23 protein-coding genes, 1 tRNA gene and 1 pseudogene are annotated in these 23,206 nt (G+C 61.0%); 8 read left to right on the top strand and 17 right to left on the bottom strand.

The features are described 5' to 3' along the window. Nucleotides 1-126: 126 nt before the first annotated feature. The 4 genes from pheT to P3T42_RS05465 all read left to right on the top strand — a co-directional run bounded on the left by pheT (nt 127) and on the right by P3T42_RS05465 (nt 3,643). Nucleotides 127-2,562 carry a phenylalanine--tRNA ligase subunit beta gene (pheT, locus tag P3T42_RS05450; protein ID WP_429305370.1) on the top strand — a complete coding sequence of 812 codons (2,436 nt, stop codon included), beginning with the start codon at nt 127-129 and terminating at the stop codon, nt 2,560-2,562. A 69-nt stretch (nt 2,563-2,631) separates the two neighbouring features. Beyond that, nucleotides 2,632-3,042: an integration host factor subunit alpha gene (locus tag P3T42_RS05455; protein WP_074300147.1), complete on the top strand. Its 411-nt coding sequence runs from the start codon at nt 2,632-2,634 to the stop codon at nt 3,040-3,042. A 45-nt stretch (nt 3,043-3,087) separates the two neighbouring features. Continuing rightward, nucleotides 3,088-3,495, top strand: a complete 408-nt coding sequence (locus P3T42_RS05460) for a MerR family transcriptional regulator (RefSeq protein WP_429305371.1) — start codon at nt 3,088-3,090, stop codon at nt 3,493-3,495. Between the two features lie 71 nt (nt 3,496-3,566). Then, nucleotides 3,567-3,643, top strand: a tRNA-Pro gene (locus P3T42_RS05465). Nucleotides 3,644-3,719: 76 nt separating this feature from the next. Here P3T42_RS05465 and P3T42_RS05470 read toward each other — a convergent pair. Then, a complete protein-coding gene (locus P3T42_RS05470; protein ID WP_429305372.1) occupies nt 3,720-4,568 on the bottom strand; it encodes a metallophosphoesterase in 849 nt (282 codons plus the stop codon). A gap of 153 nt (nt 4,569-4,721) precedes the next feature. Between P3T42_RS05470 and P3T42_RS05475 the strand changes: the two genes are divergently transcribed. Then, nucleotides 4,722-5,621 carry a hypothetical protein gene (locus P3T42_RS05475; protein ID WP_429305373.1) on the top strand — a complete coding sequence of 300 codons (900 nt, stop codon included), beginning with the start codon at nt 4,722-4,724 and terminating at the stop codon, nt 5,619-5,621. Between the two features lie 70 nt (nt 5,622-5,691). On the opposite strand, the gene P3T42_RS05480 is transcribed toward P3T42_RS05475, so the two are convergent. Beyond that, the gene (locus tag P3T42_RS05480; RefSeq protein WP_429305374.1) at nt 5,692-6,069 is read right to left on the bottom strand and encodes a hypothetical protein; all 378 of its coding nucleotides are present in this window, start codon (nt 6,067-6,069) and stop codon (nt 5,692-5,694) included. Between the two features lie 59 nt (nt 6,070-6,128). Then, nucleotides 6,129-6,503, bottom strand: a pseudogene (locus tag P3T42_RS05485) (thiamine pyrophosphate-binding protein); the annotation flags it as partial. A 363-nt stretch (nt 6,504-6,866) separates the two neighbouring features. On the opposite strand from P3T42_RS05485, the gene P3T42_RS05490 reads away from it, so the two are divergent. Further along, nucleotides 6,867-8,072 (top strand): multidrug effflux MFS transporter, encoded by a 1,206-nt coding sequence (locus tag P3T42_RS05490; RefSeq protein ID WP_074300136.1) that lies wholly within the window; start codon nt 6,867-6,869, stop codon nt 8,070-8,072. A gap of 102 nt (nt 8,073-8,174) precedes the next feature. Here the strand turns inward: P3T42_RS05490 and P3T42_RS05495 are convergent, their stop codons facing one another. The 7 genes from P3T42_RS05495 to P3T42_RS05525 form a co-directional block, all read right to left on the bottom strand. Beyond that, on the bottom strand, nt 8,175-8,918 hold the full coding sequence (locus P3T42_RS05495; RefSeq protein WP_429305375.1) for an SDR family NAD(P)-dependent oxidoreductase: 744 nt from the start codon (nt 8,916-8,918) through the stop codon (nt 8,175-8,177). A gap of 57 nt (nt 8,919-8,975) precedes the next feature. Further along, on the bottom strand, nt 8,976-10,112 hold the full coding sequence (locus P3T42_RS05500) for an amidase (protein WP_429305376.1): 1,137 nt from the start codon (nt 10,110-10,112) through the stop codon (nt 8,976-8,978). Beyond that, a complete protein-coding gene (locus P3T42_RS05505; protein WP_074300134.1) occupies nt 10,109-10,642 on the bottom strand; it encodes a nuclear transport factor 2 family protein in 534 nt (177 codons plus the stop codon). The genes P3T42_RS05500 and P3T42_RS05505 overlap by 4 nt, the downstream gene beginning before the upstream one ends. A gap of 6 nt (nt 10,643-10,648) precedes the next feature. Further along, nucleotides 10,649-11,026, bottom strand: coding sequence for a hypothetical protein (locus P3T42_RS05510; RefSeq protein ID WP_074300133.1), 378 nt, complete (start codon nt 11,024-11,026; stop codon nt 10,649-10,651). Nucleotides 11,027-11,037: 11 nt separating this feature from the next. Beyond that, nucleotides 11,038-11,424, bottom strand: a complete 387-nt coding sequence (locus P3T42_RS05515) for a tautomerase family protein (protein WP_429305377.1) — start codon at nt 11,422-11,424, stop codon at nt 11,038-11,040. 62 nt (nt 11,425-11,486) lie between these two features. Further along, nucleotides 11,487-11,987, bottom strand: a complete 501-nt coding sequence (locus P3T42_RS05520) for an aromatic-ring-hydroxylating dioxygenase subunit beta (RefSeq protein ID WP_429305378.1) — start codon at nt 11,985-11,987, stop codon at nt 11,487-11,489. Next, nucleotides 11,984-13,267 (bottom strand): aromatic ring-hydroxylating oxygenase subunit alpha, encoded by a 1,284-nt coding sequence (locus tag P3T42_RS05525; RefSeq protein WP_074300130.1) that lies wholly within the window; start codon nt 13,265-13,267, stop codon nt 11,984-11,986. The genes P3T42_RS05520 and P3T42_RS05525 overlap by 4 nt, the downstream gene beginning before the upstream one ends. A 164-nt stretch (nt 13,268-13,431) precedes the next feature. Here P3T42_RS05525 and P3T42_RS05530 point away from each other — a divergent pair, with 164 nt between their 5' ends. Then, entirely contained in the window at nt 13,432-14,352 is a 921-nt protein-coding gene (locus tag P3T42_RS05530) for a LysR family transcriptional regulator (protein WP_429305379.1), read from the top strand. A gap of 28 nt (nt 14,353-14,380) precedes the next feature. Here P3T42_RS05530 and P3T42_RS05535 read toward each other — a convergent pair whose 3' ends face one another. From P3T42_RS05535 to P3T42_RS05565, 7 genes are all read right to left on the bottom strand, one after another. Continuing rightward, on the bottom strand, nt 14,381-15,361 hold the full coding sequence (locus P3T42_RS05535; RefSeq protein ID WP_429305380.1) for a PDR/VanB family oxidoreductase: 981 nt from the start codon (nt 15,359-15,361) through the stop codon (nt 14,381-14,383). 55 nt (nt 15,362-15,416) lie between these two features. Then, on the bottom strand, nt 15,417-16,733 hold the full coding sequence (locus tag P3T42_RS05540; RefSeq protein WP_429305381.1) for an MFS transporter: 1,317 nt from the start codon (nt 16,731-16,733) through the stop codon (nt 15,417-15,419). A gap of 134 nt (nt 16,734-16,867) precedes the next feature. Next, nucleotides 16,868-17,788, bottom strand: coding sequence for a LysR family transcriptional regulator (locus P3T42_RS05545; RefSeq protein ID WP_074300126.1), 921 nt, complete (start codon nt 17,786-17,788; stop codon nt 16,868-16,870). Further along, nucleotides 17,785-18,519: an ethyl tert-butyl ether degradation protein EthD gene (locus tag P3T42_RS05550; RefSeq protein ID WP_429305382.1), complete on the bottom strand. Its 735-nt coding sequence runs from the start codon at nt 18,517-18,519 to the stop codon at nt 17,785-17,787. The genes P3T42_RS05545 and P3T42_RS05550 overlap by 4 nt, the downstream gene beginning before the upstream one ends. A 2-nt stretch (nt 18,520-18,521) precedes the next feature. After that, a complete protein-coding gene (gene hpaC, locus P3T42_RS05555; RefSeq protein ID WP_074300124.1) occupies nt 18,522-19,058 on the bottom strand; it encodes a 4-hydroxyphenylacetate 3-monooxygenase, reductase component in 537 nt (178 codons plus the stop codon). Nucleotides 19,059-19,090: 32 nt separating this feature from the next. After that, on the bottom strand, nt 19,091-20,308 hold the full coding sequence (locus P3T42_RS05560; RefSeq protein ID WP_074300123.1) for an acyl-CoA dehydrogenase family protein: 1,218 nt from the start codon (nt 20,306-20,308) through the stop codon (nt 19,091-19,093). A 59-nt stretch (nt 20,309-20,367) separates the two neighbouring features. Then, nucleotides 20,368-21,720: an MFS transporter gene (locus P3T42_RS05565; RefSeq protein WP_429305618.1), complete on the bottom strand. Its 1,353-nt coding sequence runs from the start codon at nt 21,718-21,720 to the stop codon at nt 20,368-20,370. 359 nt (nt 21,721-22,079) lie between these two features. Here P3T42_RS05565 and P3T42_RS05570 point away from each other — a divergent pair, with 359 nt between their 5' ends. Continuing rightward, complete coding sequence (locus P3T42_RS05570) at nt 22,080-23,201, top strand: porin (protein ID WP_429305383.1); 1,122 nt, start codon at nt 22,080-22,082, stop codon at nt 23,199-23,201. The last annotated feature ends 5 nt before the right edge of the window (nt 23,202-23,206 follow it).

Genomic DNA, 23,206 nt, shown 5'->3' on the forward strand with positions numbered 1-23,206 from the left:
GAAACATAGGCAGATGCGCGCCGCAAGCAGTGCCATCGGCAGGGCGCCTGGTTATCCAAGGCAACGGGTAACGCAAGCAGGGGCTCGCCGGACGTGGACTAACCTGATCAGAACGTACACAGAACCATGCAATTCCCGGAATCCTGGCTAAGAAGCTTTGTCGACCCGCAGATGACGACGGACGAGCTGTCGCACGCGCTGACGATGGCTGGACTCGAAGTCGAGGGCCTGCGGCCCGCTGCGCCGCCGACCAGGAAGATCGTTGTCGGCCGGGTTCTCGAGGTCGTCAAGCACCCGGACGCGGATAAGCTCAACGTGTGTCAGGTCGACGCCGGCACGGGCGCGACGCTCAACATCGTCTGCGGTGCACCGAATGTCGCGCCGGGCATCAAGGTGCCGGTCGCGCTGGTGGGTGCAGAACTGCCGCCGTCCGAAGAGGGCGGCGCACCGTTCGCCATCAAGCTCTCGAAGCTGCGCGGCGTGGAAAGCCAGGGCATGCTGTGCTCGGCACGTGAACTGAAGCTCTCGGACGATCATAGCGGCCTGATGATCCTGCCGGAAGATACGCCGATCGGCCAGGACATCCGCGAGACGCTCAACCTCGACGACACCGTCTTCGAAATCAAGCTGACGCCGAACAAGGCCGACTGCCTGTCGGTATTCGGCGTGGCGCGCGAAACGTCGGCCATCACCGGCGCACCTTTGCATGCGCTCGAGATCAAGCCGGCCACCGTGACGCTGAACGAAACCTTGCCGGTGAAGATTTCGGCGCCGGATTTGTGCGGTCGTTTCTCGGGCCGCGTGATTCGTGGCGTGAATGCACGCGCGAAGTCGCCGAAGTGGATGGTCGAGCGTCTCGAGCGCTCGGGGCAGCGCAGCATTTCCGCGCTGGTCGACATCTCGAACTACGTGATGCTCGAACTGGGCCGGCCGTCGCACGTGTTCGACCTGGACAAGATCCACGGCAGCATGGACGTGCGCTGGGGCCGCAAGGGTGAAACGCTCAAGCTGCTGAACGGCAATACCGTCGAGCTCGACGAAACGGTGGGCGTGATCGCGGACGAGCAGCATATCGAAAGTCTCGCGGGCATCATGGGCGGCGACAGCACGGCCGTGACGCTCGACACCACCCACATCTATCTGGAAGCCGCCTTCTGGTGGCCGGATAGCATTCGCGGTCGCTCGCGCAAATACAACTTCTCGACGGACGCAGGGCATCGCTTCGAGCGCGGGGTCGACTATGCGACCACCGTTGAACATATCGAACGCATCACGCAACTGATCCTCGATATCTGCGGCGGCGAAGCCGGCCCGGTGGACGACCAGATCGTCAACGTGCCGCAGCGGGCGCCGGTGAAAATGCGCGTCGCGCGTGCGAACCGAATCATTGGCATCGAGATCGGTGCGGATGAGATCGCGCAGATCTTCACGCGCCTCGGTCTCACGTTCACGCAGGATGGCGAAGTGTTCTCCGTGACGCCGCCGTCGTATCGCTTCGACATCGAAATCGAAGAAGACCTGATCGAAGAAGTCGCGCGTATCTACGGCTTCGAAAAGATTCCGGCGCGTCCGCCGGTCGCCACGAGCGAGATGCGTGCGACCAACGAAACGCAGCGCACCCTCCACGATATCCGTCACGCGCTCGCCGCGCGCGACTATGCGGAGACGGTGAACTTCAGTTTCGTCGACGCGCAATGGGAGCAGGATTTCGCGGGCAACGACACGCCGGTGCGTCTGCTGAACCCGATCGCCAGCCAGCTTTCGGTGATGCGCACCACGCTGTTCGGCAGCCTGATCGAAGTACTGCGTACCAATCTGAGCCGTCGCGCGGCGGATCGCGTGCGTGTGTTCGAAGTGGGCCGCGTGTTCCTGCACGACGCCGCAATCAAGGCCGGGGAACTGCAGGTCGAAGGCTTCGCGCAGCCGAAGCTGTTCGGCGCGCTCGCTTATGGCCCGGCGCAAGAAGAACAATGGGGTGCGGCGACGCGCGTCGTCGACTACTTCGACGTCAAGGGCGATCTGGAAGCTTTGCTGTCGCCGGCGGTGGCGCGCTTTGTGAAAGCGGAGCATCCCGCGCTGCATCCGGGACGCAGCGCGCGTATTGAATTGAATGGCCGCGCTGTGGGCTGGATTGGCGAATTGCATCCGCGCTGGATGCAAAAATATGATTTGCCGCATGCACCGATTCTGTTTGAAATCGAGGCGGATGCATTAATTCAGCGTACATTGCCGGTACCGTCGGAAGTATCGAAATTTCCGCCGGTGCGCCGCGATATCGCGGTGGTCGTCGATCAGAAAATCGAGGTTCAGGCATTGCTGGACGAGCTGCAAAAGGCGCTTTCCGAAGACGCCTGCAAGACCGTCAGAAGGGTTGCGCTTTTCGACGAATTCCGTCCAAAATCAAACACTTCCGGTGGGTTGGCAGCGCATGAGAAAAGCCTTGCGTTCCGTGTGACCTTGCAAGATACTGGCGGGACCCTTCAGGACGAGACGGTCGATCTGGCCATTCAAACCCTGGTGGATCGTCTGGCTCGAGTATATGGCGCACGGTTGCGCGGATAACCCGCGGATACTCTTTAAGCGGCAGTTTTCGCATTCTCCGGTTCCTGGTTGGCGCGCCATTTGATAGATATGAATGAAATGAACTCGAGTGATTTCGAAGCCCTTCTTACGGCGCAGCGTAGCGCCATGATTCGCGATATTCCGACATCACCCGCAAACGCTTCGGCGGAAACGCCCACGCTCACCAAGGCCGAGCTCGCTGAGTTGCTGTTCGACAATGTCGGACTCAACAAGCGGGAAGCGAAGGACATGGTCGAGGCGTTCTTCGAGGTGATTCGCGACGCGTTGGAGAGCGGCGATAGCGTGAAGCTGTCTGGCTTCGGCAACTTTCAGTTGCGCGACAAGCCCCAGCGTCCAGGCCGCAATCCGAAGACCGGCGAGGCCATTCCGATTGCGGCTCGCCGCGTTGTGACGTTCCATGCAAGTCAAAAGCTGAAGGCGCTGGTCGAAACCGGCGCTGAGGCAAGCTTCGCGCGCTGATCGACCGGCGCGTTCCTGCGCAACTACCACGACGGCTAACTGACGATGACAGCGACGATCGAAAAAGTCGTCTTGCCTCCGATTCCGGCGAAGCGCTACTTCACCATAGGTGAGGTCAGCGAACTGTGCGGAGTGAAGCCGCATGTGTTGCGGTATTGGGAGCAGGAGTTCACGCAGTTGCGGCCGGTGAAGCGGCGTGGCAATCGCCGCTACTACCAGCATCATGAAGTGCTGCTGATCAGGCGGATTCGCGAGCTCCTGTACGAGCAGGGCTTCACGATCAACGGTGCGCGCAACCGGCTCGATTCGCATGGTGCGGTGCACGGTGGGTCGCCGGACGATGCGGGGGAGGAGGGCGAGGTTCTGGAGGCGCCGTCTGCAACCACGGCTACCGTCGATGTCGATCAGTTGCGCACGGAACTGCTGCAGGTGATCGATCTGCTGGGCCGGTAGGGCCTTTCGCGGTTTTGTTGGTGACTGGCGGTTCTAATCGATTGAAGTGTCTGTTATAATTTTTAGCTGTTCGGGGCGTAGCGCAGCCTGGTAGCGTACCTGCATGGGGTGCAGGTGGTCGGAGGTTCAAATCCTCTCGCCCCGACCAAAGAAATCAAGGCCTTACAAGCAATGCTTGTGAGGCCTTTTTCATTTGGGGCGCATTTTGCGTCCAACGTTTGTCCTCACACGCTCGCCCGCACCTGCCGATCGTCAATCCTCACAACCATGTCGTCCCTGAATGCGTTGTTCTCCCATGCTAACGATTGAGGGCAGGTCGCCTGATTCAGGTTCGTCGCATACCCTCTAGGATTTGTCAGCACCCGGGTACGGCCAATTCGGTAGTCGACCGAGTCGTGAACGTGCCCGTGTATGAAAATGTCCGCCAAAGGCAAGAGTGCGCTCAGATCGCTGACGAAGGCGGCATTGATCGGATTGCCTTTGAAGCGCGGGTGTACCGAGAGCGGCGCGACACCGTGGTGAGTCACAACCACCGTCTTACCCGAAAAAGGTATGGCGAGTTGATCGCGCAACCATCTCACCGACCGCTTATGCTCGACCAGGGCTTGCTCCGGCGTGAACCATCCGCCGGCCTCAGTCGCGATTTCTGTGTAATCGTGCATGTATTCGAGAGCGGTCTCCATGCCTTGAACGGGTGAGTCGTACAAGTTGTAGTCAGTCCACAGACAGCAGCCCAAAAATCTCACGTTATCAATGACAAGTGCTTCGTTCTCCAGATAATTTACCGCCGTCCCCTTTGCACTTGCACGGATTTTGCGCGAAAGGTCCTCATAAGGCGTCCCGTAACTCTCGTGGTTTCCATGCACGTAAATGACGGGCACCGGCCAGTCGGCGAACATTTCTACGCCCTCACATCCCGCTGCGATGTCACCTGCAAGCACAAGCACATCCGCCTGTGCCGGCGTCACCGGTAGAAAGCCGGGGAAACGCCGCTTTAGCGATTCAAGATGCAGGTCTGAGGCAATTTGTATGCGCATATATGGCTTGAATGTTGGCACTGAACATGCGAGCATTTTAGATCGAGAATCCAGCACGCTCTACCGAACAAAGGAAGAATCCACAACACTTTCGTGCACCTATGCAAATCAAGTTGTAATCATAGGGATGGGATTCCACGAGGCACCGTTTCATGCATCTTCGGCGCGCCGGTTGTCTATGGAGGAAAATTGAACGCAATCCCACTGGCACTCACCGTCACATCAGTGTTTCTCCATGCAGGCTGGAATCTACTCGGAAAGAAGCAGTCACCGTCACTGGCCTTTTTTGTGTTTGCCGTTGGCAGCGGCGGTCTTTTGTTCTCACCAGTTCTCCTTTGGGGCTTACCCAATCTTTGGTATCTGCCCATCACCTTTTGGCTGCTCCTGATCGTCTCCGGATTCTTTCAGTTGATCTATCTCGGCGGACTCGCCTGGGCGTATTCCAATGGCGACATGAGCGTTCTATATCCATTCGTGCGAGGTCTGCCGGTTGCACTGGTTGCCGTCGTCGCCAATGCAGCGTTGGGTGGATCCACGCTTCACCCAGGCGTCTTCATCGGAATAGTGCTCGTGGTAGCGGGAACGTTTGTGCTTCCGCTGAACAACGTGCGCTCTTTGCGGCTCGCTACGTACCTCACGCCGGCTTTTGGCTTTGCACTCCTGGCAGTGGCAGGCACTGTCGGATACTCGATTGCAGACAAGGCGGCCCTCGATCTTATGCGTCAGCACGGCTTCAATGCATTGACGGCAGGACTGACCTATACGGTTATTCAAGCCTATGCGATCGTGATCTGGGCGATCTTGCCGTTACGTTACATCGCGCGCGAACGTCGGGCCGTCGAAACCATCTGGGCAACGCAGCGTCAGAACGCGGTCCTGGCTGGTGTCGCGATGACGCTAACGTACGGCCTTGTTCTGATTGCCATGGCGACCGGCGCAGACGTTCGCCAGATCGTCGCACTGCGTCAGCTTTCCATACCCGTCGGGACTCTGTTTGGGATTTTTCTCCTTAAAGAAAGCGTTTCCGGGCCCAAGTTATTTGGCACTGCCGTCATGTTGTGCGGACTCGCCCAAATTGCCCTGATGTAGGCTTTCCTGTCACCGAACGAGCGCCGGGGCGCTGTGCATGAACATGAGGTATTCGTAGGGAGTCCCGCTGTTAGTCGAAGTAACTTTCCAGCTTGCTTTCTCTAACCGTATCAAGCGTCGCGCAGTGAATGCCGCCGCACTGAGTATGGGCATGACGCATCCGGGTCGGAATCACGGTGAATTTGTGCCGTTCCAGTTCGCGTATCAGGCGTGTCTGCCGCTCGTCGACTATCACGGTAGAGGGGTCGAGCGACAGCAGGTTCATGCCGATCCAGGGAGAGGACATCTGCCGTAGGTTGCTTTGGAAGCCAAGGCTCTCCAGTTGCATTGCCGCCGGCTCTCTGACGTGCTTGTGAAACTCCAACTCCGCCTGAGGAATCGGCTCCACTTCTTCAAAGTAGAGCTTGTCCCACGCTTTAAAGATTCCGGGACAATTGCGCTCATTCACGCGCGCGCTGTTGATAAGTACCAAGCCGGGGCGAAGGCACATGACGGTCGAATCGATATGACCGGCGCGATAGATACCTGTCCGCTAATGATGACTAGCGGAATTGAGTCCATATAGGCCGTTGCGATACCGGTTATCGCATTGGTGACACCGGGGCCGGAGGTCACGAGACACACGCCGACCTTGCCCGTTGAGCGCGCATAGGCGTCAGCGGCATGAACCGCACCTTGTTCGTGGCGCACAAGAATGTGCTCTATCTCGCTCTGCTTGTAGAGCTCGTCATAAATGTAGAGGACCGTTCCTCCCGGATAGCCCCATATGCACGCGACATTTTCATCTGCCAATGCGCGTATGAGCACGGTGGCGCCGATAGAGTCAGTTTCGCGATGGGAAGTCGTATCCGACGTGGAGAATTCCGCGCTGGGCATATTCATCATTCACCTTTCGAATTTTCGGCAAAAAATTGATCGGGTGCTCTCTGCCGGGCTTGTGGCTCGGGTTCAAGCGGCGCGTCCAGTGCTTTGGCGAAGCTTGTTAAGTTCGCCTTGTAAAGGACCATCACTGATGGTGGAATGGTTTATCCTACGGATGTATAGCTGTAGGGTCAAGCAGCGCACATGTTCAAGACGCGATCCGCTTGAGATCCGACTTGTCGGCCCGGAGCGTCATCACAGTTGGGTAGAAGCGATCGCGATTCATATTGAATATTTTGTGAAAGCGGGCTTCGCTAACGGGCAGCGGCGACCTTCCACGTTCATTGGCCGAGCTTTATTGAAAGCGATTAAAAGACTGAAAAAATGCAGATTGCAAAGTCAACGTCATCTCCGAGCGTGGTCACGGTCTCTCTTCTTTGCGCGTTATCTGTTCTTCCGTTAAGCATATTTCTACCGTCGTTGCCGGGCATCAGTAGCGACCTGCATGTGGATTACGGGGTGATGAGCCTTTCACTTGCAGGGTACGCTGGACTATCGGCGATTCTCGAGTTGTTGATGGGGCCGCTATCCGACCGCTACGGTCGCCGCCCGATCATTTTGTTGAGCCTCGCGTTGTTCACTATCGGCTCGATTGGCTGCGCGTTGTCGAGCAGCATCTGGTCGTTCCTTGCCTTCAGGCTGGTCCAGGCTGCCGTGACGTCCAGCTACCCGGTCTCGATAGCAGCGGTCCGCGACGCCTTTGGGAAGGAAACGGCGGCAAGCAAAATCGGTTATGCGTCGATGGCTGCCGCGCTTGCGCCCATGTTGGGTCCTGCTGTGGGAGGCTCCCTCGACGGGATGTTCGGCTGGCGGGCAATTTTTTGGGTGCTGACGTCGGCTGGCGCGATGTTGTTTGTGTATTGCTGGATCAACCTGGAAGAGACGAACGTAGACATTTCCAGGTCGGCAAAAGATCAGTTCAGTGCGTATCCAATACTTTTGCGTTCTGCGCGTTTTTGGAGTTACGCTGCCTGCCTCGCATGTTCAACCGGCGCGTTTTACGCGTTCCTTGTTGGTGTTCCGCTGACCGCAAAAGTATTGCTGAATCTGTCGCCGGCGGCGCTTGGCGGATACATCGGTACCATCACCCTGGGATTCATGGTGGGGAGCTTCTTGTCCGGACGTTATTCGCGTCGACTGTCGCTTCCGAGAACGATTGTCCTCGGCCGGTTTCTGGCATGCATCGGACCACTGACCAGTTTGGGGTTCTGGTTTTTTGGCGCCTCGCAAGCCTTCTGGATTCTCGCGCCTTGTGTGCTGGTAGGCGTCGGCAATGGATTGTCGGGTCCATGTGCCAATGCCGGAGCAGTTTCGGTTCATCCTCGATTGGTTGGAAGCGCTTCTGGTCTGGCAGGGTGCATGACGATAGCGGGCGGTTTCCTGTTTTCGTCTGCAACGGGATTTGTTGTGACCGACCACAACGCCGCGTATTCCCCGTTTGGAATGATGTTGCTCGCGTGTCTGCTTTCGTTGCTGGCGGCTGTGACCGTTTATTATCTGGAAGCACGCCGCTCGGGTCAGGAGTCGTAGTCCTTGTACCGTCGCGCTGGCTGCGCGATCATCCTGCTCACGAATAAAAAGGCCGGTTTGAACCGGCCAATGGTTTCGGTCATTCCGATCAGGCCACGTCGTTCAGCGCATATATAACCCACCATTCAAATCCCAACACGCTCCGTTGGCAAAGTAGGCATCGGGCGCCGCCAGCAGCAACGCGGCTTCGGCGACAAACGCAGCCGAGCCCAAACGTCCAACGGGAATGTTCTCGATGATCTCGCTGAGCTTGCGCGCAGGCACACTCTCATGCACGACAGGCAGGTCTAGCGGACCGGGCGCGATCGCATTCACGGTCACGCCGCGGGCCGCCAACTCGCGAGCAAAGACCTTGGTCAACGTGATGACGCCGCCCTTCGCCGCCGCATAGTGAGCGCCGGTGGCCGAACCACCGTTCTGTCCCGCGAGCGATGCTACGTTGACGATACGTCCCACGCCGCGCCCGGCGAAATATTCCCCGAAAACCTGGCAGCCGAACAGCACGCTGCGCAGGTTGACGTCGATGGCCCGATCGAACTGCTCCGCAGTGATCTCCATCACGGGCACGACCTCAGATGCGCCTGCGTTGTTCACCAGAACGTCGACATGGCCCCAGCGCGTGACCAGCGCATCACACGCCGCCTCGAAAGCGGCTTTCGATGTGACATCGAGGTTCAATGCGCACGCGCTGCTGCCATCGGCGCTGAGTTGTGCAGACAATGCTTCCGCTGCATCGATCGCAAGATCGGCAAGCGCGACGCGATAGCCCGCGTCATGAAAACGCGCCGCAATAGCCGCGCCGAGCCCGCGCGCTGCTCCGGTAACGAGTACGACTCTTGTGGACATGTGTAAACGCTCTCTGCGCAAGCATGCGCTCGCCCGCGGCGCATGAGATTGGATGAATTATGTGCCGAGCGCAGCTTCGAAGCGCGCCGCGATCGCGCACACCCGTTCGTCGGCGCCTTTGCGTCCGACGATCTGCAAGCCGGCTTTCAGCGATGAACCGGCAACCGGTATCGGCAAGCTGAGCGCCGGATGACCGCTCAGATTGAATGGGCGAATCAGCGACGACATCGCGATGACCGATGTCCCGTTGCGCGCCGCCTCGACAGTGATGGGCAGGGCAGGCAGAGTGGGCATGACGAGCACGTCGACGTCGGCGAGGGCGTGCTCGACTGCCGCCGTGAAACGACGGCGTACCTGCTCGGCCGCCTCCAGTTGCGCGGACGTCGTCGCGGCGGCGAGGCGCAAACGGGCTTCGAGATCGGCGCCGAGCTGACCCGTTGCCACCAGGTGCCCGAATGCACGCGAGGTTTCCGCGTTGATCACCGCGAGTCCTGCTTCGAACGCGTCGTAGAGAAGTGCAAGTTCGATGGACCGCGCGCCGACATCCGCCAGATTGATTGCATGCCGCACCGCCGCGCGTATGCCGGATTCGGCTTCGATCGATACGCATGCGACCTTGATCGGCGTGCGCCATTCGCCTGCTGCATCGGTATCGAACATGGGCTCGATCCCTGCCATCGCCGCGATAAGCGTCCGCATGTCGCGTGCAAAGGGGCCGACGCAATCGAGCGACGATTCGCGAGGCGCGACGCCGGTCCGCGACACCCGCCCGAACGTCGGCTTGAGCCCGATCACTCCGCAACAGGCGGCCGGTCCGCGGATCGATCCTCCGGTATCGGTGCCGAGTGCTGCGTCCACGAGATGGAGGCCCACCGCCGACGCCGAGCCGCTAGATGAGCCGCCTGGAATGCGTGTCACGTCTTGCGGATTGGGCGGCGTGCCGGTGAAATCGTTGATACCTGTCATGCCGAACGCGAGTTCATGCATGTTGGCCTTGCCGACGATATGCCAGCCCGCATCGAGCGCGTGTTGTACCACCTCGGCATGGCGTGCCGCAGGTGGCGCATCGGCGAGCGCCCGGCTTGCCGCGGTGGTGGGATAACCGGCTATGTCGATCGTATCCTTGATCGCCATGGTCGGCGCGTCGTTGGTGTCGTTAGAACATAAGGATAGCTGACGGATAATAGCTGTCATGGTGTCGTGCCGTTTCGAGGGTTGACGTGCCAAGGGGCATCGAACAGACGCTCGGTGCGAAAGTGCTGGATGAGCCATTCGCCACCGTCGCGCGCGGGCGAGAAATCCGCTTCGAGGCGCGCGGAGATCAGTTGCGGCTGAGCGTCGACATAGGCGGAAGCCTGCAGCATCACCCAGCGTCCCTTGGCCGACGCGCCTGTCACTTCGATAGTTTCTGCCGTCAGGAAGTGCACGTTGGTGGTGAAGTGCGGGGTGGGCGGAAGATAGCGCTGCAGCATCGCAACGATTTCTGCGCGCCCTTGCAAGCGGCCGAATTTTTGCGCGTATTGCGACCCGATACCTTCCCAGATCGCGTCATCCGCGAACAGTGCCGCGAGTGACTCACCGTCGCAGGCGGCTGACGGCACATCGCATAGCGCCATATAGCGAGTAATCGTTTTGCGCACCGCGCGTTCGGCTTCGAGCGCCACAATGCGCGCCTGAAGTGCTTCCAGCATTGCGCTGTGCCCAAGGTTATCATCCTGAGTCATACAGGCTCACTCCTTCGCATTCGCCGCGGGCGGCACGACAAGCGCCCGGCCGACCCGTGCTTCGATCTTGCCGTATCGCCACAGGTTGTAGTCGCCGACGGGCGTGCTGCGAAACAGATTGCACACAGCGACCGCCGTATCCAGGTCGGCCACGTCGGCCATGATGTAGAACGTCCAGGGGGCGGCGTCCGACTGGCCGACACAGAGGCGGTCGTCGTCCATGATGCCGAGTATGCGCACGTTCTCCATGGCTTCGACTGCGGCGAGCATCTGGCCATAGGCTTGCCAGACTTCGCCGATCCTGTCGCGCGGCAGATCAAAGAAATTCTGCGTGACGCCGCAACAAAACAGCACGCGCAGCGGTAACGAGGAAGTATCGATCATTGAATGTATCCTCAACGCCCCAGCGCGCGTGCCGTCTGGCCGCCAATGCCGAAATCGGTGTTCGGAATGTCCTTGATGATGACGCGCGTCGCCGCGATGGGCGCATCCAGTACCGCGGCGCCCGTCGCCGAAAGCGCGGCGATCAGCGCCTGCTTCTGCGCGTCGGTCCGTCCGGCGATCAGGATCGCGACGATGACCGGCAGTGACGGCCCCGCACCGCTCGCCGCGCTCTTGCCGCCGATACCGAAATGCGTGGCCGGCAACTCGCTGAGCAGAACGCGGACGGCTTCGGCGGGCGCATCGATTGCATCGACTGTCGCTTGCGTCAGCCCTGCAATCAACGTTGCTTTGCTGGCCTCGCTATGACCCGCTGCCAGATAAACTTCGAGTGTAGGCATGAAAGAAAGACCGGTTGTGGGCCTCGGCTGCCGCGGGCGGCCGAGGCGCCTTCAGCAGGGAATCAAAGCAGGAAGCCGATTGCACTGAGCGCTTCGGTTGAATCGATCAGACGAATGACCTTTTCGACGAGGCGCGGCGTGCCGCTCGCAAAGCTGATCGTGTGCGAAAGATCCGCTGCGAAGATCGTGGTGGCGCTGCGCTTATAGGCGACGATCACTTGCGCCGACTTGATTTCGACTACGTCCGACGCATTGCTTTCCAGCGTGAAGCGCGACACGGTGCGCACGGTTCGCGCCGCATCGGAGGCAGACGCGGAGTACCCCGACGTCATCCGCTGCACGCGTTTCTCGCGCATGTCCTGATCGTCGTAGGCGTAGTTCAGCGACGCCGCGTAGTCGGTCGTGGCGGGATCGATCGGCACGACGTAGAAGCCGGTGGGATCCCACAGGTCGAGCCACGCGCGGTAGTCGCGGCGGTCCAGCATCTCGGCTTCGCGCCAGATGAATTCGACAGCTCGCGCGAAGCTTTGCTGTGAGAAGAGTGCGTTGCGATCATCCATCATGCCTGCTCCATCATGGCGCGCCATTGCCGGTACGCTTCGCGCATGCCGGTCTCGTCGGTGGCGTGCGCGGTCTTTTCGCCGTTGGCGGCGGTGGTCTCGCGGTTGAGTCCGCGGTTCACGAGGATCGGCACGTCGGGGCCGGCGTGCGAACCGCGCTGAACGCGCTCCCATGCCTCCGCATCGTCAGGACTGCCAAAGCCGAAGGGACCCTGGAAGTGCTCATGAATGCGCAGACGTACGCGGTTCGCTTCGTCGGGGCCGCCGTCCATGGCGAGCGCGACGTGACGGATCTCCGTTTCCTCGGACGACAGGGGCCGCAGCACCCGAAAGAACGCCATCGATAGCGCCAGGTTCGGAAACAGGTTCAGATTGAAGCCGACGCCCATCAGCGAGCGCACGATGCGGCGGACTTCTGCGGGCGAGTGACGCCCGGCCAGTTTCGCGGCGAGATCGTTGAAGCGTTCGGGCAAGGGAGCGCCGTCGTCATGGTCCAGATCCACCAGCTCCGGCACCAGCACCGCAAGGCTATGGCCATTGCCGAGCGAGCGGCAAAAAGCATCGTCGCTCGTCATGAAACTGGTGATTGCAGCGGCCGTTTCGTCGTCGATCGATTTCATCCAGGACTTGTGCACAACCGGGAAGTGATACAGGTCCGTGGTGTTTTCCAGCTGGATTTTCCAGTTGCCCTTGAAGCGGAACTTATGTTCGCCATTCGCCTTGATCGGGTAGCCGGCGCCCTGCTTCATGAACAGGTCGATCCACGGCTTGGCTCCGCCGAGAAAGTCTTCCAGCGGTTCGATGTCTTCGTTGAAGCTGGCGAAGATCAGCCCTTGATAAATGCCCACGCGCAGTGCTTTGAGCGGCAGATCGTTTTTCTCGCAGACGCCTTCGTAGCCGTCGCCATAGGGCAGTGCGCGCAGCGTGCCGTCGAGCGCGTAGGACCAGCTGTGATAGGGACACGTGAAGCCTTTGGCGTTGCCCTTATGTTCTTCGCAGACCGTTGCGCCGCGATGGCGGCAGCGGTTTTGCAGAACGTGAACCGCACCGCTCTTGTCGCGCACGACGATCACAGGTTGACGTCCAATTGTGGTCGTGCGGAAATCGCCAGGGTTCGGCAGCTCGCTCTCGTGCGCGACCCAGATCCACGTCTTGTAGAAAATGCGTTCGAGTTCCGCCTCGAAGAGCGCGGGGTCGTAGTACATGGACGGCGCGATACGGTCGGGTTGGGCGCGACGATGCAGTGCGCCGGTGTCGATAGTTTGATAAAGGGTGTCGCTCATCGGTGTCTCTGGGTTGTCACGGTCGAGTCGCTTTGAAAATCGCATTGAGGCTGGGCGCTGTGGGGTTCGCGCTACCGTTTTACTAGTGTCGGCGTGTAGCCAATATCGGTCAAATCGATCTAAAATGAGTTGCCGAATAAGTGACGCAAATAATAGGTTGCCCCATGACTTCGCTTGACCATATCGATCTCAATCTCCTGCGGGTTTTCCAGGCCATCGTGGAAGAGCGCAGTCTGACCAAGGCGGGCGAGCGCCTTGCGTTATCGCAACCGGCCGTGAGCTATGCGCTCGGCCGTCTGCGCACGCTGTTCGACGATCAGCTTTTCATCCGCACCCGCTCAGGCATGCAACCCACGCCCATCGCACTGGAACTCGCGACGATCGTGGGCCGCGCGTTGGATACCGTGCGCGAGGCGCTGCGCTACGCCGAGTCGTTCGATCCGGCGCTCAGCACGCGCACGTTTCGATTGTCGCTGTCCGATGCGGGCGAAATGGCCTATTTGCCCGTCATCTGCAAGGCCTTGCACGAGCAGGCGCCGCGTACCCGGCTCATCGTGCAGCCGATGCCCGTGGAGGACATCGAGGACGCGTTGCGTTCGAGCAAGCTCGACTTCGCGATCGGCAATCTTCCCGACCTGATGGCGCGCACGCACCATCAGTTGCTGTTCGAAGAGGACTACGTCTGTATGACGCGCCGGCGCCGTGGCTTGCCGACGGGCAAGAAGCTGAGCCTCGAGCACTTTCTCGGCGCCTCGCACATCCAGGTACGCTCTCTCGAGCACAGTCACCATGCGCTGGACGACGCGTTGCGGGCGCAAGGTGTCGGCCGCAATATCGCGCTTGAACTACCGCACTTCGTGGCGTTGCCGAACATCCTGATGGTGACGGATCTGTACGCAACGCTTCCCAAGCGTCTCGCGCAGATCCTGAACAAGGCGAAGGCGTTTCAGATTTACGATTTACCGGTCCGCTTGCCGGCTGCATCGGTGACGATGCATTGGCACGAGCATTTTCATGACGAGGATGGCATCGTGTGGATGAGAAACCTGTTGCTCGATTCGGTGCGCAAATTCGATCAGTTGTGAAACGTGGAGAACGAAAGGCGTGCGGGCGCTACAGATCGAGAACGAGCACGGGCGAGCGGGAGCGCGAGACGCAGCAGCATATGACCGCATTGCTTGCGCGTTCCTCCTTGCTCAGGCAATGGTCGCGATGCTCGGGCTCACCTTCCACGACAGGCACCATGCACGTCCCGCACACGCCTTCGCCGCATGAGGTATCCACCTCGATACCGATCTGGGCCAACGCGTCGACGATGCTTTGTCCGCCTTTGACCTCGACGCTCGTCCCTGTTTTTGCAAGCCGGACTTCGAACTGATCGAGCGCAGCGTTTGCGGCTTCGCTGTCAGTCGCGTCGTGTTGCGCGCCGAACCGTTCGAGGTGAATCGCCTCGTCACGCAAGTAGTCGCCCGCCACATGGACCACCCGCTCCATGAACGGAGCGGGCCCGCAGGTATAAAGATGGGCACCGTCCGCGGCCTTTGCGATGCATGCGTGCAAGGTCTGGTCGAGTGTCTCGCGCGGCACGTGCAGATGGACTTCGACATGCTCTGCAAACGGCGGCGCGCAGAGTTGCGCGAGAAAGGCGGCCTGCTCGGGCATGCGGGCGAAATAGTGCAGCCTGAAACGCGCGTGCTGCCTGAGAAGCCGATAGGCCATGGACAGCAGCGGCGTAATGCCGATGCCCGCGGCGATCAGAATATGCTCGCTGGCGCCGCTCGCCAGTTGAAACAGATTGCGCGGCGCGCTCACCGACAATTCCATGCCGGCCACCACTTCGTCGTGCAGCGACCGCGAGCCGCCGCGCGAAGCCGGTTCCTTTTTTACCGCGAAGATGTGCGTGTCGAGACGTTCGGGGTCGCCGCACAGCGAGTATTGACGGGTGATGCCGGCCGGGCTCGTGACATCGATGTGCGCGCCGGGCTCATAGGCGTCGAAGGGCTGGCCGTCGAGGCGCGAGATGCTGAATGAGCGGATGCCTTGCGCTTCGTCGCGCAGCGCGTCGACGCGAACCTTAAGTCGGGTGATTTCCATGTTGACGATCGATTGGGTGTGACGGAAAGCAAACAGCGAACCACGGCGCCACGGGTTACGATGAAGACCGGGTGCGTGTCTCGTGCGTGAACCGCAGCGTGACGACCGTCACCAGGCCGAGCAGCATGAGGAAGAGCGAGATGGGCCAGTACGCGTGGTAATGCGAAAGCAGCGCCACCGCAATCAGCGGCGACATGCCGCCCGCAAATATCGAGGCCACCTCATGCCCTAGTGCAACGCCGGAATAGCGCACTTCCGTGCTGAACAGTTCGCCGACGAGGGCGGGGAGCGTGCCGATCATCGCACCATGGCACACCGCTGTGCCGAGTACGAGGGCGAGGTAGATCAGCGGTGTCGAATGCGTGTTCAGCAGCCAGAAAAATGGGAACGCCATCACCATGAGCGACACGGCGCCGATCATATACACGGGTTTGCGCCCGAGCTTATCCGAGAGCCTGCCCCATGCCAGCATCGCGGCCATTTCGACGACCATGGCCAGCATGACGGCCGTGAGCATGGTCGAACTGGCGATGCCGGCGAACTTGCCGTACACCAGCGAGAACGCGAGGAAAATGTACGCGCCGCCGTTTTCCGCCACGCGCAGACCCATCGCCACCAGGATCTCCTTAGGATGCCTTTTGATTGCTTCAAGCACCGGCATGTGGGATGTCTTGCCCGCATGTTCGGCGTTTTCGAAATCACGGCTTTCCGGCAGGTTGTAGCGGATGTAGACGCCGAGCGCGAAGATCAGGACGCTTGCGAGGAACGGCAAGCGCCAGCCCCAGGCGAGGAATGCCGCGTGGGGTAACGCCTGCGCGGCGAGAAAGGCGCCGGAAGACAAAACGAAGCCGCCGCCCACGCCCAATTGACTCCACGCAGCGTAATAGCCGCGCTTTTCGGGCGGTGCGTTCTCGCTGATCATCAGCACGCCGCCACCCCATTCGCCGCCGGACGCCACGCCTTGCAGCAGGCGCAGTGCGACGAGCGCCGCGGGCGACCAGAGTCCGGCCTGGCCATAGGTCGGCAAGAGCCCGATCCCGAAGGTCGCCACGCCCATGATGAGCAGGGTCCAGACGAGCGAAGCCTTGCGGCCGTAGCGGTCGCCAATGTGGCCGAACACAACGCCGCCGAGCGGTCGGGCCACAAAGCCGATGGCAAAGGCGGCGAACGCGCCTAGCGTGCCAATCAGCGGATCGGCATGAGCGGGAAAGAACAGTTGACCGAATACGAGAGCCGCAGCCGTTCCGTAGACGAAGAAGTCGTACCACTCCATGGCGTTGCCCGCGACGGATGCGACGACAATCCGGATGAGGGCCTTGTTATTGAACGCCGGAGTCTCGATGGCGGTGGTCGATGGTTGCACGGATGCCATGTTCGCTCGTGAGGAAATAGTCGGGCGGCGCGACCTCGACGAGAGGGCTCCGCATGGCAAGCAGTGTCGACGCGCCGTTTCGCTGCGTCAAATTCGCCGAAAATGGAGCGGCCTATCAGTGCCACAAATGTTTTCTAGAAACCGGGCTGGTGAAACATCTCGTAGATGGCGTCGCGCAGCCATGCGATGCCCGGATCGGCGGAGAACTGCGCATGCGAGTGCACCTGAATCTCGATGGGCGGCAGCGAGAACGGCAAGGGCAGAATCCGGAACGCCTCGTTCTGGTTGAAGCGTTGCGCGATGCTGCGCGGGAAAATCACCGCGAGATCGGTGTTGCGGACAATTTCGGGCGCCACCACGAAATGCGGCAAGCGCAGCACGACGTCACGCTTGAGATTCAATTCCTCCAACCATTGCTCCACCATTCTGTGACCGGTCGCGTTGGTACTGGCGTACACGTAACGCAGGCCGGCGAGCTCTTCTTTGGTGGGTTTCAGGGTTCGCAGAGGGTGGCCGGCCCGTACGACGCAGACATGCTCGTCGACGAACAGCGTCTTGCTGACGCAACCGGGATCGAGACCCGGGACATAGCCTAGCGCCAGATCGACCTTGCCGCTGCGCATCGCAGCGGTCACCGATTCGACCGGGAAGTTGGTGACTTCGATGCGGATGCCACGCGCCGTGTTCTCGAGCATGGCGAGGATCGGCGGCAGGAAATAAAACTCGGACATGTCGGACATCGACACGCGAAAGACCCGCTCGGCCGTCGCGGGGTCGAACCGGGCGAGTTGCTGCACCGCGACGTTGATGATGCCGAACGCCTGGGTGAGCGGCGGATACAGGCGGACTGCCGCGTCGGTCGGGACCATGCCCGCGGGCGTTCGTACGAACAACGGATCGTCGAACAGCGTGCGCAGTCTGCGCAGCGCATGGCTGACCGCCGATTGCGTCAGGTCCAGACGGTCTCCCGCAGCGGTCAAACTGCGCAGATCCCAGATGGCCATGAACACACGCAGCAGATTCAGATCGGTAACGCCCGGGGTTGACTTGGTCATGACCTTCGATCGCTTGGCTCCTTGCGCAGATTACCGTAAATGCTGCGCATCGGGTAATGCGGGGTACTGCCGCTATACGGCGGAAAGCGCTCGAAATCGCCTCTCATCCGGGCGCGAACCGGTGAGGCCAGAGCGGTGGACAGCGCGAGCGGGTCGTCGAACACCACCTTGTTTCGCTGCATCGCGGTGGCGCGTGGCAAGGCGAGGCCCGTGCGGTAATCGACCCGCGTGTAGATCTCCAGCTCGCGTATGCCCGGAAGCTCGGCCATGAGCGGCGGATGGTGCGTGAGGTAATGCGTGAGCCAGGCGTTGAGGTCGGCGGCTTCGCCTTCGTAGCTGACGAGATAGGTGCATCGCTCGATGGCTGCTTGTGAGACGCCGGCATCCGGCGTAGCGAATTTTCGCACCGCCATCACCTGCTGGGCAAACAGGTGCTGATCGCAGCCCGCCGCGCCTGAGATGTCGAGCGCGGCCTGGATGCGGCCGTCGCGTTCGAGCGCCGCTTCGAGTTGGCCCAGGTCGTCGAAATACCATTGGAGGACGCAGTGCGGATACTGTGCGGGCGCGCTCAGCAGAGGATCGCCGTGCGCGGCTTGTACCGGGCAATGAATCACGAGGCGCCGCAGACCTTCCACCGCCAGGGACGCCGCATGCAGGGACGCGGCATCGAACGGGGGGATGGTATGAGGCGCGTCGCAGGCGTTGCCCATCAGAAAGAGACATACGTCCATGCTTATCTCGCCGCGCCGGCACTGACCGAAGGCGTCGCCGTAGCGGGTCGCTCAAGCCGGTGGAACTGCCGTCCAAAGTAGATCAGACCATCGCCGTCCGCGCGCAGCGAAATGTGCTCGATGCGTACGAACAGAACCGAGTGCGAGCCCACGGTCTTGCTGTCGACAACGAGCCCTTCGAGCCTCGCGATCGCATCCGACAGCACGGGCACGGACGACGAACCGGTCGCCCATCCGCAATGATCGAAGCGTTCGTCCATCGAGCAGCCCGTCATGCCGGCAAACGTGCGCGCAAGATCCTGGCATTCCGCGGCCAGCACGTTGATGCAGACACTGCGGTTTTGATGCAGCAGATCGTGCACGTAACTGGTCTGGTTGATGCACACCAGCATGGTCGGCGGCGAGTCGGTCACCGAACAGACCGCGCTGGCCGTGATCCCGCAGCGTCCATGTGGGCCGTCCGTCGTGACGATGTTGACGGCTGCCGGCAGATACGCCATCGCCTCGCGGAACTGCCGCCGGGTGTCGTCGTTCGTCATAGCGTCCTCCTCAGTCGTACTTAGGGTTGGCATCACGGATAGGGCGTGACGGGCGGGATGCCGACGAACAGGGCGCCGGATGCATCGTAAGTACCTTCGCCGAGAAACGCGTGCTGGGTCACCACGATCGAATCGCGCACCAGCCGTTGCAGACGGTTCTCGCGGTAGATCGCCGCCACACCGGCCATCTGATAAGCCTGCATCACAACATCCGCGCCAACCTGCGCCGCATGCGTCGCGCTGAGCCGCAAGATGTTCGCCTGGGCCGGCGTCACGGGATCGCCGGCCAGGATCGTGTCCCATGCGGCTTCCGCGGACTCGAAGAAGAACGCCCGCGCGCTGCGCCAGTTTGCTTCTGCCTTCGCGAGACCCGAGCGGTAATACGCACGGTCCGCGAGACGCGGCGCGCCGGTGGTGGTATGGGTGACGCCGGACATCTGCGCGAGCAGATCGAGCGCGGCGCGTGCCAGTCCGACGTTGACCGCAGCGTGCACCTGAGCCTGATACGCAACGGCGGGGTAGCGATAGAGCGGCTCGTCGACCAGTGCCGCGCCGCCGCGCACGAAGGTCCATTGCGCGTCGACGAATTTGTTCTGCAGACGCAGATCGTGGCTACCGGTGCCTTGCATGCCGACCACGTTCCAGTTTTCGACAATCTCCACCTCGCTTGCCGGGAAGACCGCCGTGAACGGTTTTCCGGCACCCGCTTCGCCCGGATTGGCCGGCACGCCGCCGATGCCCACCCCGATCCAGTCCGCGCCCTTGCAGCCGCTGGCGAAACGCCATTGCCCGCTAACCATGAAGCCGTCCGCAACCTGGGCGGCCTTCTGAAGCGGATAGAGGCCGCCGGCGAAGACCTGGTCCGGCCCAGCCGCATAGATGTGCGCCTGCGTCTCGAGCGGCAGCGAGGCGAGGTAGGTATTGGCCGAACCGAACGCCGCTACCCATGCAGTCGATCCGTCGGCGATCGCAATGCGTTCCAGCATTTCCAGAAAACGCGGCGGGGGCAGCGCGTCGCCGCCGAAGCGGCGCGGCGTACTCGCGCGGAAGATGCCCGCACGTTTCATCTTTGCGACCATGTCGCGCGGAATGTGGGACAACTGATCGAATTCGTCCCGGCGGCGCTCGATCTCCTCGAGCAGGATCTCCAGGCTGATCGGACCGGAGTACTCGGGATAGTCGCTGCCCGGACCGTCCGGCTGAGCCTGGTAGGCATAGGTTGAAGCGCTTGCGCTTTGGAGGCTTTGCATACTCGATACCTTGATGGATTGACGAAACGATTGAAGCGCTGCTGATGGCCGGCGCGAAGTCATTGACCGGTGTTCTGGGCACTTTGCCGGGCTTGCAGCCTGAGCGCTTTGGGGAACGTCTCAGGTGCGAGGCAGGTGGCCAGAACCGTAATCAGGCCCAGCACGCCGAGGTAGAGGGCGACGGGCGTCGCACTGCGGTAATGTGCGAGCAGGGCGGTGGCGATCATCGGCGACAGGCCGCCGCCGAGCACCGATGAAATCTCGCGTCCAATGCCGAGTCCGGAGAAGCGCAGATGAACCGGCAACAGTTCGCTGATAAAGGCCGGTTGAGCGCCTTCGAGTATGCCGAGCGTGACGCTATTGGCGAGAATGAGCGCGGCCATCACCTTCACGAAATCGCCTGAGCTCAGCAACACGAAGTAGGGGTAAGCGACCAGGACGATCGCAATGGAACCAACCAGATAAACGGGCTTGCGGCCGACCTTGTCGGTCAGGTGTCCTGTGAATAGTGCGACCGGAATCATCAGCAGCATGGAGACCGTCAGTCCGCCGAGGAGCCACGACGATTTGAGGCCGATGAACTGGCCGTAGACAATCGAGAAGGCGAAGAAGAGATACGACGCCGCGCCCTCGCCGAAGCGCAGGCCGAACACCGTCAGCACCTGGCGCGGACAACGGCGCAGGACCTCCACAATCGGAAGACGGCTGGGTCGACCGGCTGCCTTGACTTCGGCGAACTCGGCGCTTTCCTCGACGGAGCGGCGCATCCACAGTCCGAGTGCGACGAGCACCGCGCTGCACAGAAACGGCACGCGCCAGCCCCAGCTCTGAAAGTCGTCGGGAGACAAGTGCTTGGCGAGCAGGAACGCGAGCGTCGACAGGACGAAACCAAACGCTGCGCCGCCAGGGCTCCAGGCGGCGAGTGCACCGCGCTTCGACGCCGGTGCGCTCTCGTGAATCAGCAGGATGCTGCCGCTCCATTCGCCGCCTGCCGCGAGACCCTGAAGGATGCGCAGCAGGACGAGCAGCACCGGAGCCGCAATACCGATCTGCTGGTAGGTGGGCAGCAGGCCCATGCCGACCGTCGCCGTTCCCATGGTCAGCAAGGTCAGCATCATGACCGTCTTGCGTCCGTAGCGGTCGCCGATGTGGCCGCACAGCACGCCGCCGATCGGACGGGCGATGAAGCCCACCGTAAAGCCGCCGAATGCCGCAATCGTGCCCGTCAATGGATCGTTTCCGACCGGGAAGAACAGGTGGCCAAACACCAGCGCCGCGGCCGTGCCGTACAAAAAGAAGTCATACCATTCGAGCACCTGGCCCAGCACGGCAGTCGTGACGGCACGACGTACCGCACTGATGGGACGAGCCTGGGAGGGGGAAGCAAGCGTCACTGTCGCGTCGGGGTTCATGGCTTTGGGCACACACGAAGTTGGAGTTCCTGCTTGCCGGAGACCGGGGTCGGCAGGGAGAGAAGACACGTCGGGAAAACATGGTCGAACGATAGGCGCGGCGAAAAGGCCGGTCAAATTCAGGACAAAAATGAACGCTATGAACGGGCTTCATGTCGGTACCCCGGCACCTGGCGAACAGCGCCACGAATAAGCCACGCTTATTTGACACGCTGTTTTTGGCTGATTTGATGCCGTGAATCTGCCCACTTAAATTTCGCTTCACGGGGCAGGGCTTCGCCATGCCGACGTGCCGTCCCGTTGCAGATTGATTCGTTATACAAATTAAATCCGGATAAATATCCCCATAAGGAAACATTGTGAAGAAGCTGCTCGTCGCTTTGGTTGGAATCTCGTTCTTTAGCGCTGGGGCCTGGGCTCAGAGCAGCGTGACGATCTACGGCATCATCGACGATGGGTTGACCTGGTCCAGCAATCAGGGCGGCAAAAGTGCGTTGCAGATGCAAAGCAGCATTTCGCAGGGCAATCGCTGGGGGCTGAAGGGCGTGGAGGATCTTGGCGGCGGCACGACGACGATCTTCCGCCTCGAAAACGGCTTCAACGTCAATACGGGTGCGTTCAGTCAGGGCGGCCGGGAGTTCGGCCGGCTGGCCTATGTGGGCCTGTCCAACAACCGCTATGGCACGGTCACCCTGGGGCGGCAGGGCGAAGAAGTGGGCGACTATATCGGCGCGCTATCGGCGAATGGCGTCTTGCCTGGCGGCATCCTGTTTCCGCACCCCGGCGACCTGGACAACAACGGCATCGACTTTCACCTCAACAACGCGGTCAAGTACGTGTCCCCGACCATCGCGGGCCTGACGGGTGTCGCCACTTATAGCTTCGGTGGCGTGGCGGGTGAGTTTGCTCAGGACAGCGCGAAATCCTTTGCGCTTCAATACGTGAACGGCAGCCTGCAACTGGTGGGCGCCTATACCTCGATCGACCATCCGGCTACCGCCGTCACGGAAGGCGTGTGGACGTCCACCAATACCGTCGACGGCAACTATGGTCTCGCTGCCAGCAGCTACAAGGTGCTGGGTCTCGCCGCGGCGTACACGTTCGGTGCGGCAAAGATCAGCGCCGACTGGACGCATACGCAGTTCGGCGGACTCGACCCTACGCTGGGCGCGAAGATCGACGGACACGTGACGTTCAATATCGGCGAGGTCGTGGCCAGTTACATGGTGACGCCGGCGCTGCAACTGGGCGCCGCGTACAGCTATACCGAAGGGAGTGTCTCGGCGACCGGGCAGGAACCGCGGTACCACGAGGTCGATGCAAGCGCCGACTACCTGCTTTCCAAGACCACCGACGTCTACGCATCCGCAACCTACATGCACGCCGCAGGCGGTGCTGTCGCCGATCTCGCGCCGGTGCTCGAACCCTCGAGTTCGCCGAATCAGGTGGCGCTGCGCATTGGTATCCGCAAGCGCTTCTAGGCCCG

Source organism: Paraburkholderia sp. GAS38 (genome assembly GCF_050434965.1).
GTDB lineage: Bacteria > Pseudomonadota > Gammaproteobacteria > Burkholderiales > Burkholderiaceae > Paraburkholderia > Paraburkholderia phenazinium_A.